Raw genomic sequence first — 12327 nt, forward strand, 5'->3', positions numbered from 1 at the left:
GTTATGCGACCTGTGGCGGCACGATCACCGCCGCGCCCTTCACCTTGCCTGTTCGCAGGCGGTGGAGCGCTTCACCCGCATCCTCCAGCCGGAATGTTTCCGTCACGGTGTGGAGTGCGATGTTGCTTGCCAGTTCGAAGAAAGAGGTGCCGTCCTCGCGGGTCAGATTGGCGACGGAGAGCAATATTCTCTCTTCCCACAAATCGGCGTAGGGGAAGGAGGGGATATCGCTCATATGGATGCCCGCGCACACGACCCTGCCGCCCTTGCGCGCGGCGCGTAATGCCAGCGGGACGAGATCGCCAACGGGGGCGAAGATCAACGCCGCGTCCAGCGGCTCCGGCGGGGTCTGCGATGAACCGCCCGCCCAGGCGCAGCCCAGCGACCGCGCAAAAGCCTGCCCCTCATCGTCGCCATCCTTGGTGAAGGCGTACACGGTGCGGCCTTGAGCCCGTGCGACCTGCGCCAGAATATGGGCCGCCGCCCCGAAGCCGTAGAGTCCGATCACAGGCGCTTCGCCCGCCAGCCGCAGAGCGCGCCAACCGATGAGACCGGCACAGAGCAGCGGCGCGGCTTCGACATCGGAAAACCGCTCAGGCAGGATGAAACAATAGCGCGCATCGGCAATCGCGTGGGTCGCATAGCCGCCATCGCGCGTCGCGCCGGTAAACAGTGGCGCGTCGCAGAGATTTTCGCGATCCGCCCGGCAATAGGCGCATTGGCCGCATGTATGTCCCAGCCAGGGAACGCCGACCCGTTGCCCGATGGCAAAGCCTTCCACGCCTTGCCCGATCGCAGCGACCCGGCCGACGATCTCATGCCCCGGTATGATCGGATAATGCGCGGGGATTTCGCCGTCCAGCACATGCAGATCGGTCCGGCAAACCCCGCAAGCGGCGACTTGGACAAGCAATTCCCCCGCGCCCGGCGCGGGCACGGCGCGCTCGATCTTCTCCAGCGGCTGGCCGGGGGCGCTGATCTGCATGGCGACCATCTGTTGCATCGAAAGCCTCCTGTTGCGCCGTCTTCATCATCCATAGATCATATCAGGGCCGGAGGACTCCGTATTTATCCTGATGGACGGGTGGGCGGAGCATGTCGACATTTTCGCCGGTCCATCCGTACCATCCTGCAAGGGCAAGGGAGCAGCATCTGATGTCCGGTATCGAATGGGATCGCAAGGAAGCCTTATCCCAAGCGGCTGCGGCGCCTGCGATCTGGACCTGTCCCATGCACCCGGAAATCCGGCAGGACCATCCCGGCGCCTGCCCGCTTTGCGGCATGGCGCTGGAGCCCGAAGTCGCCACCGCCCATGCCGGTCACAGCGCGGAGCTGGTCGACATGACGCGCCGCTTCCGAATCAGCCTCCTGCTTGCCATTCCGGTGTTTGTGCTCGAAATGGGCGGGCATCTTTTTCCGGCGCTCCATCACCTCGTTTCCGATCATGTCTCGATCTGGATTCAACTCCTGCTCGCGACCCCGGTCGTGCTGTGGGGCGGCTGGCCCTTTTTCGAAAGGGGCTGGCGGTCGCTCCAGACCCGCAACCTCAACATGTTCACGCTGATCGCCATGGGAACCGGGGTGGCATGGACCTACAGCATGGCGGCGGCGCTGGCGCCGGGCATTTTTCCGGCGGCTTTCCGGGAACATGGAAGCGTCGCGGTCTATTTCGAGGCGGCCGCCGTCATCACCGTGTTGGTGCTGCTGGGCCAGGTGCTTGAACTTGGGGCGCGGGAACGGACTTCGGGCGCGATCAAGGCGTTGCTCAACCTGGCGCCCAAGACCGCACGGCGCCTGCGCGACGACGGCAATGACGAGGAAATTCCGCTTGATCTGGTAGCGGTTGGCGACAAGCTGCGCGTTCGCCCGGGCGAGAAGGTGCCGGTCGACGCGGTGGTCGAGGACGGTCGCTCCGCCATTGATGAGTCGATGGTGACCGGCGAATCCATGCCCGTCACTAAGGCGGCCGGGGACCATGTGATCGGCGGCACGCTCAACCGGAGCGGTCAGCTCCTCGTCAGGGCGGAGAAAGTCGGCCATGACACTATGCTCGCCCGCATCGTCCGGATGGTGGCCGATGCTCAGCGCTCCCGTGCGCCGATCCAGCGCCTGGCCGATCAGGTCGCGGGCTGGTTCGTCCCCGCCGTGCTGCTGGTTGCGATCGCTGCCTTCGCTATCTGGGCGCTCTGGGGGCCAGAGCCGCGCTTCGCCCACGGCTTGATCGTGGCGGTGGCCGTGCTCATCATCGCATGCCCCTGCGCGCTTGGTCTTGCCACGCCCATGTCGATTATGGTCGGCGTCGGCCGTGGCGCAGGCCTCGGCGTGCTGATCAAGAATGCCGAGGCGCTGGAGCGGATGGAAAAGGTCGACATGCTGGTCGTCGACAAGACCGGCACGCTCACGGAGGGCAAGCCGTCGCTCACCGGCATCGTTACGGCTCCGGGCTTTGAGGAAAATGCTCTGCTTCGGCTCGCTGCCGGGGTCGAGCGCGTTTCCGAGCATCCCCTGGCGCTCGCCATCGTGGCGGCGGCAGAGGCGAGGGGTCTGGCGCTGCCGCAGGTCAGCGAATTCGATTCCCCCACCGGCAAGGGCGCGATCGGAACGGTGGAAGGCAAGCGCATCCTGCTTGGCAATGCCCGTTTCCTCGAAGAATATGGCATTTCGGCCGATCCGCTGGGCGAGCAAGCCGATGCCCTGCGCCGCGATGGCGCCACCGCCATTTTCATCGGCATCGACGGCATGGTCGCAGGCGTCTTCGCCATTGCCGATGCGATCAAGCAGACCACGCCCGAGGCGCTCGCCGCGCTGCGCAGGAAGGGCATCACGGTCGTCATGCTCACCGGCGACAATCGCACGACGGCGCAGGCGGTTGCGCGGCGCCTGGGGATCGATCAGGTGGAGGCGGAGGTTCTGCCCGATCAGAAGAGCGCCGTTGTCGCCCGCCTCAAGAGCGAAGGCCATGTGGTGGCGATGGCGGGCGACGGGGTCAACGACGCCCCGGCGCTGGCCGCCGCCGATGTCGGCATAGCCATGGGTTCGGGCACCGATGTCGCGATCGAAAGCGCCGGAGTGACGCTGCTCCAGGGCGACCTCACCGGCATAGCGCGGGCGCGGGCGCTGAGCGAAGCGACCATGTCCAACATCCGGCAGAATCTGTTCTTCGCCTTCGTCTACAATGCAGCCGGTGTGCCGATTGCGGCCGGTTTGCTCTATCCCTTTTTCGGAATCCTGCTCTCGCCGGTCATCGCGGCCGCCGCGATGGCCTTGTCCTCGGTCAGCGTGGTCGGCAATGCGCTGCGTTTGAATAGGGCAAGGATTTAGAAGGGCTTGGGCGAAGTTTCTCTTGGCATGCCGGGCGTAAGGCGGACGGTCTCGATCAGAAAATTCGTTGCGGATTGAGAATTACTCGTTTGTCCTTGGCGGATTTCCACCATCATTTCGTTTCACAAGAAAACTGAGAAAACCGGCTGGGCGTATGATGCGCCCGGCTTCCCTGTTCTTTGGAGAGATGCCGCGCTGCGTGCCACGGCCCGCCGTGCGCCTGAACGGCCTATAACTGCCCGAAAAGGGCCGAAAGGGAGCCATTTATGCAGAAATTCTCGTCCGTTCGTCGTGCCGCACTGCTGCTGTCATGCTGCATCGGCGCCGTATCGCCTCATGCCTGGGCGCAACAGCCGGATACGGAAGAAGATGCCGGCACGATCACCGTCACCGGCCGGCGTATCTCCCAATCGGCGGAGGCCATTGGCGAGGACAAGGTCAGCAATGTCGTGGCGATCACGCGGGAAGCTCTGCTGTCGGCGCCATCGGGCATTTCGGGCCTGAAGATGCTGGAGCAACTGCCCGGCTTCAACGTTCAGACCGACGGCGCGCTGGGCCTCTATGAATTCGGCAACAGCGTCCAGACCCGCGCCTTCAACCTCGATCAGATCGGTTTCGTGGTCGACGGCATTCCGACGGGCCGCAGCGACGCCTTCGGCGGCAGCCCGGTGTTCCGCTATGTCGACAATGAAAATCTGGGCGTGGTCGAGGCCGCGGTCGGGGCAGGGGACGTCGGCCTGCCGAGCTATTCCACGCTTGGGCCGGTGGTGCAGTATAACAGCATCGCGCCGCAGGATGAGATGGGCCTGTTCGTATCGCAGAGCTTTGGCGATTTCGGCATGAAGCGCACCTTCATCCGCGCCAGCACCGGGCGGGTCGGCCCGTTCAAGGCCTATGTCAGCCGCACCAAGCTGGACAGCGACCTGTGGCGCGGCCCCGGATCGGTCGACCGCGAACATTGGGAAGGGCAGATCCACGCCGATCTGGGCGGCGATAGCTGGGCGCGGTTCAAATTCGTGTCGAACGACTTCTTCGACTATGACTCGCCCACCATCTCTCGCGCCCAATATAATTGCACGGTGAAAAGCGTGGTCGGCGCCTGCGGCCGTGATTTCGCCTATATCGAGAATGTGCCGAACACGACGGTCATCAACGGCACGATGCCATTCGCGCCGACGGTCCCAGGCGTCTATTATTCCAACCCCAATTATGCGCAGGTCTACAACCTCGCCATCAACGTGCGGAAGGACAAGCTTTACGGCGCGACCTTCCACGCGGGCATCGTGGACGGCGTGTGGGCCGAATCGACGCTCTATTGGGAAGATAAGGGCGGCTATGGCGTGTCGCCCGACACCTACTCCAACTCCTTGACCCGCTATAATGGTCAGGTCGCTGTCGGCCTGCCGGTCACGCGGCCCAAGGGGATCGAGTTCGGCCGGTCCGGCGTGGGGGGCGACCGTTATGGCATCACCACCAAGCTGCACTGGGAAATGGGCGCTAATACCGTCGAAGCAGGCGTTTGGGCAGAGGTAGACAAATATCACCGCACCCAGGCCCGCTACAACACGACCGACGGCGCACCTGACAGTGAGCCCAATCTCAATGAACTGGTCTATCTGCGCCGCGACTATCATTCCCAGCGCGACACGCTTCAGGTGTTCCTGAAGGATACGCTGAAGCTGGCGGACGATAAACTGGTACTGGACTTCGGCTTCAAGGGGCTGATGCTCGACTATCGCTATAATGGCTATCGCGACTTCGACGATTATTACCGGATCGTCGGTGGCGTGGCGCGCGCGGGCTATGGCCCGAGCATCAACACCGCCCATTACAAGGATATGTTCCTGCCGATGGCGGGCCTGCTCTACAAGATCGACGAGCGCACCCAGCTCTTCGCCTCCTATGCCGAGAATATGGCCCTGCCCAAGGGGATGGACGACATCTACTCCGTCATCCGTCCCGGCGGCCTGCGGGTGCCGCAGCCGGATGCCGAACGCTCGCAGAACATGGAAATCGGCGTCCGCACCAATCAGGGGCAGCTCTATGCCTCGCTCGCGGGCTTCTACACCAAGTTCAAGAACCGCATCCAGTCGATCACGACCATCCTGCCGGGCAGCGGCGGCGCCGCGACCGAGACATTCTATCAGAATGTCGGGCGGGTGCGGGCCTATGGCGCGGAGTTCAGCGGCACTTACAAGCCGTCCTTCCTGAACGGCCTTGCCTATACCAACCTCAACGTCACCTATAACAACGCCAAGTTCCAGGATGACATTCCGGCCGCCACGCCGATCCTGATCGCGGACAAATATATTCCCGACAGCGCGAAATGGATCGTCAGTGGTGGCGTGACGGTCGAACCGGCAAGCTGGTTGGTCGCCAACGTCTCGGGCAAATATACCGGCAAGCGCTGGTCGACCTTCACCAATCAGGCCGGATCGAGCGTGCCGGGCTTCACCGTGTTCAACGCCTATGTCGACATTGGTGACGGCTGGAGCTTCGGGCCGGTCAAGAGCGTCAAGGCGCGGTTCAACATCGATAATATCTTCGACAAGGACAGATTGTCCTATATCTCCTCCTCCGTGACCGGCGACGGCTTCTTCCGGCCGCTGTCGCCGCGCACGTTCCAGTTCACCATTTCGGGCGAGATTTGATGCGGAAAAGGATGATGGCGGGGGCGGCGCTGATCGCGCTGCTCCCGATTGCGGCGCCAGCGCAGGAGGTGCCGAAGAAAGTCTACCAGCTTCATCAGAGATTGCTGACGCTCGACAGCCATCTCGATACGCCCGCCTCGCTGGACCTGCCCGGCTGGTCGATCGAGGAGGAGCATGGGGTTCATAGCGACTATACCCAGGTCGACCTGCCGCGCATGAAGAAGGGCGGCCTCGACGGTGGTTTCTTTGCGATCTACACGCCGCAGGGACCGCTGACCGAGGAAGGCTTCCGCAAATCGCGCGACTTCGCGCTGCTGCGCGGCGTGTCGATCCGGGAGATGGTGGCGGCGGACCCGGCGAATTTCACGCTGGCGCTGGAGGCGAAGGACGCCGCGAAGATCGCGGCCTCGGGCAAGCGGGTCGTCTTCATGTCGATCGAGAACGCCTATCCGCTGGGCGAGGATGTGTCGCTGCTCAAGACCTTCTACGACATGGGCGTGCGGGTGTCGGGCTTCGCCCATTTCGCGCACAACCAGTTTGCCGACAGCTCCACCGATCCGTCGAAGAAGCCGCGCTATGGCGGCCTCAGCCCGCTGGGCAAGGAGCTGTTGAAGGAGATGAACCGCCTCGGCATCGTGCCGGACGCGTCGCACAGCAGCGATCAGGTGCTGGACGATCTGCTGGCGCTGTCCACCTCGCCGGTCCTGCTGACCCATTCGGGCTGCAAGGCGGTCTATGACCATCCGCGCAACATTGATGACGAGCATTTGAAGGCGCTGGCCGCCAAGGGCGGGGTGATCCAGATGAACGCCTATGGCGTCTATCTGCGCGCCTCCAAGCCCAATCCGCAGCGGCAGGAAGCGTTGAAGGCGCTCTTCGGCCAGTTGCGCGAGGACGCAAAGCTGTCGCCGGAAAAGCGCGCCGAATTGCTGGCCAAGCGGCAGGAAATCGACCGGCTCTATCCGGAAACGGACCGGGCGACCTTCGACGATTTCATGGCGCATATGCTCCATGCGCTCAAGGTGGCGGGGCCGGATCATGTCGGTATTGGCCTTGACTGGGACGGCGGCGGCGGCGTTGTCGGCCTGGAGGATGTGCTCGACCTGCCCAGGATCACCGCTGCCCTGTTGAAGGCGGGTTATAGTGAGGCGGATGTCCAGAAGATCTGGTCGGGCAACGTCCTGAGGGTTCTGGCCGCGGCTGAAGCAGCGAAGGGGTCGTAGAGCGACGGGCCGCAGCAGGGGCCGCCTGAATGAATGGCGCCCCTTGTCCTATGATGACGGTCCTTGGCGTTGCGTGGACGCCGCCGTCGCTTGTGTAGGGGCTGTCAGTCCGGCTTTTTCCTGCGGCCGGAAATGTGGCGCGACAATTCCAGGCCGAATTCTTCGGCAAGCTTCTCCCGGACGCCGCCGCCACGCACGATCATCTGCGCCCACCCGCTATGTCCGTTGCGAACCTCGACCCGGAAACTGCCCAGAGCTTGCGCGGATGCGGCATCGACCACGTTTACCGTGCCTTCCAACATGTCCGAGCTGGCGGCCAGCATCGCCATGGCGGCATCGGCGGTCTTCAGCCGGTCCAATGTGATCCGCAGGATGATGGGCGTGCCGTCGTTCAGCTTCCATTCCCGGGTGACGTCACGGATGACCAGCGGAAACATCTGCTTGAAAGGCATGGTGGCGTATAGTGCCCCATCTTGCGGTCCGGTTGGGTAGCTGGCGGGATCGAGCGGAGGCAAGCCGGCGTTGGCTCGCTTGCGCGCTGCCTTGGCATCGCTCTCCTGGAGTTCGGTGAGCATATCGGGTGCGAAATCCAGATCCATGCCGGTGATCCTGACCGGCTGACCGGCTGACAGGGCGAGCGGTTGGATTATCGTCACTTGCCGAGCCTGAGCGGCTTGCGCGAACAGCAATATCGGCAGCACGAACATCAGACGGCGATACATGGCGGTTCCCCCTGTCAACCGTTCCGCGATGACAGGGCTGACTTAAAACCCGCTTTCCGGTCATGATTAATGCCCTCTTGGGCGGGCTTCATCTATCCGGCGCACTTATGCTTATCCATATAGAAAATAGAATAAATGAAGCTTATGATTGCAATTTGATATATAATATATCATAAATCGACGATGATCACCTCGCAGCAAATGCGCGCCGCCCGCGCCCTTCTTGGCATCGACCAGCGCCAGCTCGCTGCGCTGGCCGGGGTGTCTCTGCCGACGATCCAGCGCATGGAAGCCTCTGATGGACAGGTTCGCAGCGTCGTTGACACGCTGGTGAAGGTCATCAACGCGCTCGAGATCGCCGGCGTCGAGATCATTGGTGAGAATGCAGTTTCCAATGGAATAGGGCGCGGAGTGCGCTTGAAGGAGACTGCGGCGGGCAAGCAGCCCCGGCGCACGCTTTCAATGCTGTTCGATCAAGCCGAATTGCCAGCGGACCAAGATGATGCATCGTGATGCGCGGCTTGCCGCCTTCACGCCGAAGCTCTTTACCGTCATAGGCACTGGCTATTCGTTCGATAATTTCCGCCGGGATGCCGTTGCGGGCCTGACGGTCGCGATCGTAGCGCTCCCGCTCGCCATGGCCCTGGCGATCGCGAGCGGAGCCTCGCCGGACAAGGGTCTTATCACATCCGTCATCGCCGGTTTTCTGATCTCCGCTCTTGGCGGTTCGCGGGTGCAGGTCGGCGGCCCCACCGGCGCCTTCGTGGTCGTCGTCTTCAACGTCATCGCGCAACATGGCTATGACGGGCTGCTGCTGGCCACGTTGATGGCGGGGCTGATATTGATCGTCGCGGGCTATTCTGGCCTTGGCAGTCTCGTACGGTTCATCCCCCAGCCCGTGGTGATCGGCTTCACTGCGGGGATTGCGGTCATCATCGCGTCCAGCCAGGTGAAGGATTTTCTCGGGCTGTCGATGAAGAGCGTGCCGGCGGATTTCATCCCCAAATGGCAGGCTTATTGGGATGCGCTGGGCAGCATCCGTCCCGACGCCCTGATGGTCGGCGTCGGATCGCTGGCGCTGATCATCGCCCTGCGGCTATGGGCGCCGCGACTGCCCGGTTTCCTGATTGCCATCATAATTGCTGCGGGGCTTGTAACGTTATTGCACCTGCCGGTCGCGACGATCGGATCGCGCTTTCCGAACCTGCCGACCGGGCTGCCTGCTCCGGCGCTGCCCGACATTTCGTTCGCCAAGTTGCAGTCGGTCATGTCCTCGGCCTTCATCATCGCCTTTCTCGCCGGGATAGAAGCGCTGCTTTCGGCGGTCGTGGCCGACGGGATGATCGGGTCCCGGCATCGGTCGAACCAGGAACTGGTTGGCCAGGGCGTCGCCAATCTGGCCTCGGCTCTGTTCGGCGGCCTGCCGGCGACCGGGGCCATCGCGCGCACGGCGACCAACATCAAGGCCGGTGCCATCTCGCCCGTCGCCGGCATGATGCATGCGATATTCCTGCTGCTGTTCGTCCTCTTCGCTTCCGATCTCATGGCCTATGTGCCCTTGGCGGCGCTTGCGGCGATCCTGTTCATGGTCGCCTGGGGCATGAGTGAACATCATCGCTTCATCCAATTGCTCCGCATGCCCAATGGGGATCGCGGCCTGCTGTTGCTCACCTTCGGCCTCACGGTGCTGGTCGATCTCACGGTAGCGATCGGCGTGGGCGTGACGCTGGCCTCGCTCCTCTTCATGATGCGCATGAGCAAGACGGTGGAGATTGCGAGCGACAATGATCGTCCGGCGCCAGATCGGGAGGAGGAAGATGAGGACATTCACCAGCGTGATGCGTTGCCCATGGGTGTCGAGGTGTTCCGGATCGACGGACCAGTCTTCTTTGGCGTCGCGAACGAATTGCTCGACACGCTGCGCCGTATCGGGCACGCGCCCAAAGTCATCGTCCTGCGGATGAGGCGCGTTCCCCTGCTCGATGCAAGCGGAGTTACCGCGATCGAGGAAATCGTCCGGCAAGCGACATCTACCGGCACGCAGATCATCCTTTCCGGTGTGCAGGCGCAACCAAAGGCGATGTTGGAGCGTGTCTGTCTGGGACCGGCGAGCCGCCGGGTCATCCATAGTGAGGACTTCCCCGAAGCGTTACGCATCGCCGCAGCGATCAGCGATGCGCCAGCGGTGGGTGGTGCCCGTCTCAATTGACCATCACCGATCTGAATTTCGCCATGAGTTAGCGGCGCAGCTGGGCCGTTCTGCGTTTCGATCGCAAGACGCACCGCTACAAATCGGTCCGAGGCGACCAAGCGCGCCAAGAACCCCGGCCGATGAAGCGCCGGATCTCTCGTTCTCGCCGGTGGCAAATCCGGGACAGGGTCAGTCCATGAAATCTGTAACATCGCTGCCCGGAGCCATTTACTCCGGGTGGTTCCAGATGCCGTGGAAATGAGTCGACGACTGCCGTCGAAAACAGGGTTTACGACAGATCACGCATCATCAGATTGAATTGCCTGAAGGCCCCACATCAGCAAACGATAGAGTTCGGCGAACGCAGTGTGGAAAGTGAGCCCGGCCTCCCGCAAAAAGATCGGGTCGTTGATTCGGGTGATTCCCGCGAGGCACACGCCGGCGACGAGATGAGCGTGCAGCGCCGCAAAGCGGCCCTCGCGAATGCCGTCTTCGACAATGGTGCGCAGCATGTCCATGCGTTCGCGCTGATGCTTGTCCAGCAGGGCACGCGCGGCGGGGAGGCTCTGGATGTCGGTGAGAAAATTTTCGGTCAGTCCGACCGTCTGGGTCACGCCCGGCGCCAAAAATGCTTCCAGCCGCGCTTTAGGATCCTGTTCCTGCTCGGCGCCCGCCTGGCCCAAGATGCGAATTCGCTCGGACCATCGTCCGACGATCAACAGAAACAGCGCACGCCGACTGGACGCAATCTCATAAAGAGCGCGTTTTGAGCAGTGCAACTCGGCGGCAAGATCATCCATCGTGACAGCGCGATAGCCGCGCGCGAAGAAAATAGCTTCGATTCCGGCGAGCAGTTCCAGCTGCCGTGGGCGCCAAGCTGAACCGGGGGGGGCTCCCGATTGTGGGGGATTATTCATGGTATGATCCAGACCGTCATGCAGCCCGATAACGCAGCCTCTAAGCGAAAGGCAATCTATACCCGATTGACAGTGAATTCAGATTGGTACAATTAAATTGAAATATGTACCACCTGGAAAGAGGAAGTCGGATCATGGATGCCTTCATCGTCGGCACGGGGCACACGCGGTTCGGCAAGCTCGACAGGCTCGGCCTGGAGGAGTTGATCAAGGATGCTGCGCAGGAGGCATTGGTAGATGCAGGTATCGAGGGGGCGGATGTCGATGGCGTCTGGCTAGGTCATTTCAATTCCGGTCTGGTGCCGGACGGCTTCTGCTCTTCGATGATCCTGCATGCGGACCCCGGCCTGCGGTTCAAGCCGGCTATCCGTTGCGAAAATGCCTGCGCCTCGGGCAGCGCTGCTCTTTATTCGGCGCTGGATGCGGTCGCGAGCGGCCGTTGTCGCGTGGCGCTGGTTGTTGGTGTCGAGAAAATGACGGGGCTCGATACGGTTGGCGTCACTGCTGCACTCAGTGGCGCCAGCTATCAGGCAGAAGAAGCGGGGCTTTCCTTTCCGCAAATCTTCGCTCGCTTCGCCCAAGCCTATGCGCAGGCCTATGAAGACCCCACTGAAGCGATGGCACGCATTGCGGTGAAGAACCACGCCAATGCGATGCGTAACCCCTTGGCGCATATGCGAAGGCCGATCGAGCTCGATTATGCTCTGAGCGTCTCTGATCGAAACCCGATGATCGCGCCGCCGCTCAAGCTGAGCGACTGTTCGCTGATCTCGGATGGCGCGGCGGCGGTCGTGATCGCGCATCGCTCGGAACTTGGCCGGTTCGATCGTGCCGTGGCATTCCGCGCCGCAGAGATGGTAAGCGACTATCTGCCGCTGTCGGCGAAGCGGCCCGAAACGTTCGAGGGGCCCGCGCGCGCCGTCGCCCAGGCTTATCTAACCGCCGGCGTCACAGTGGCCGATATCGGCTTGGCCGAAGTGCATGATTGTTTCACCATTGCCGAACTGCTGTCGGTCGAGGCACTCGGCCTGGCGCCTGGCGGGCACGGCTCCGGGGTCGTATGTGAAGGTCAGACGGAGCGGGGCGGCCGCCTGCCGATCAATCTGTCGGGCGGTCTCAAGGCCAAGGGACATCCCGTCGGCGCGACCGGCGTGTCGATGCACGTCATGATCGCGCGCCAGCTGCTCGGTGAAGCGGAAGATCTTCAGATCGAGACGTCGCCGGCGCTTGGCCTGTGCCTCAACATGGGTGGCGGCGCGGTCAATAGCGCCGTCTCCATCCTCGAAACTGCAAAGGCCTAAG

Annotated in this window: 8 protein-coding genes and 1 pseudogene; 6 read left to right on the plus strand and 3 right to left on the minus strand. The window is 62.6% G+C overall.

All coding sequences use genetic code 11. The features are described 5' to 3' along the window. Position 1: 1 nt before the first annotated feature. On the minus strand, positions 2-994 hold the full coding sequence (locus HHL26_RS14415) for a zinc-dependent alcohol dehydrogenase family protein (RefSeq protein ID WP_197672796.1): 993 nt from the start codon (positions 992-994) through the stop codon (positions 2-4). A gap of 209 nt (positions 995-1203) precedes the next feature. On the opposite strand from HHL26_RS14415, the pseudogene HHL26_RS14420 reads away from it, so the two are divergent. The 3 genes and pseudogenes from HHL26_RS14420 to HHL26_RS14430 all read left to right on the plus strand — a co-directional run. Then, positions 1204-3321: pseudogene (locus HHL26_RS14420) on the plus strand (copper-translocating P-type ATPase); the annotation flags it as partial. Positions 3322-3587: 266 nt separating this feature from the next. After that, positions 3588-5972: a TonB-dependent receptor gene (locus HHL26_RS14425; protein WP_066556051.1), complete on the plus strand. Its 2385-nt coding sequence runs from the start codon at positions 3588-3590 to the stop codon at positions 5970-5972. Beyond that, complete coding sequence (locus tag HHL26_RS14430; protein WP_066556053.1) at positions 5972-7195, plus strand: dipeptidase; 1224 nt, start codon at positions 5972-5974, stop codon at positions 7193-7195. Before HHL26_RS14425 ends, HHL26_RS14430 begins: the two co-directional genes overlap by 1 nt. A gap of 104 nt (positions 7196-7299) precedes the next feature. Here HHL26_RS14430 and HHL26_RS14435 read toward each other — a convergent pair whose 3' ends face one another. After that, on the minus strand, positions 7300-7917 hold the full coding sequence (locus tag HHL26_RS14435; RefSeq protein WP_066556054.1) for a hypothetical protein: 618 nt from the start codon (positions 7915-7917) through the stop codon (positions 7300-7302). A gap of 183 nt (positions 7918-8100) precedes the next feature. Here HHL26_RS14435 and HHL26_RS14440 point away from each other — a divergent pair, with 183 nt between their 5' ends. Then, complete coding sequence (locus HHL26_RS14440; protein WP_066556056.1) at positions 8101-8430, plus strand: helix-turn-helix transcriptional regulator; 330 nt, start codon at positions 8101-8103, stop codon at positions 8428-8430. After that, positions 8417-10126, plus strand: coding sequence for a SulP family inorganic anion transporter (locus HHL26_RS14445; RefSeq protein WP_237229986.1), 1710 nt, complete (start codon positions 8417-8419; stop codon positions 10124-10126). The genes HHL26_RS14440 and HHL26_RS14445 overlap by 14 nt, the downstream gene beginning before the upstream one ends. A 281-nt stretch (positions 10127-10407) precedes the next feature. On the opposite strand, the gene HHL26_RS14450 is transcribed toward HHL26_RS14445, so the two are convergent. Beyond that, on the minus strand, positions 10408-11025 hold the full coding sequence (locus HHL26_RS14450) for a TetR/AcrR family transcriptional regulator (RefSeq protein ID WP_066556058.1): 618 nt from the start codon (positions 11023-11025) through the stop codon (positions 10408-10410). A 134-nt stretch (positions 11026-11159) separates the two neighbouring features. Between HHL26_RS14450 and HHL26_RS14455 the strand changes: the two genes are divergently transcribed. Then, positions 11160-12326 carry a thiolase domain-containing protein gene (locus HHL26_RS14455; RefSeq protein WP_066556059.1) on the plus strand — a complete coding sequence of 389 codons (1167 nt, stop codon included), beginning with the start codon at positions 11160-11162 and terminating at the stop codon, positions 12324-12326. Position 12327: the final 1 nt, after the last annotated feature.

It is taken from the genome of Sphingobium sp. TB-6 (genome assembly GCF_012927365.1).
GTDB lineage: Bacteria > Pseudomonadota > Alphaproteobacteria > Sphingomonadales > Sphingomonadaceae > Sphingobium.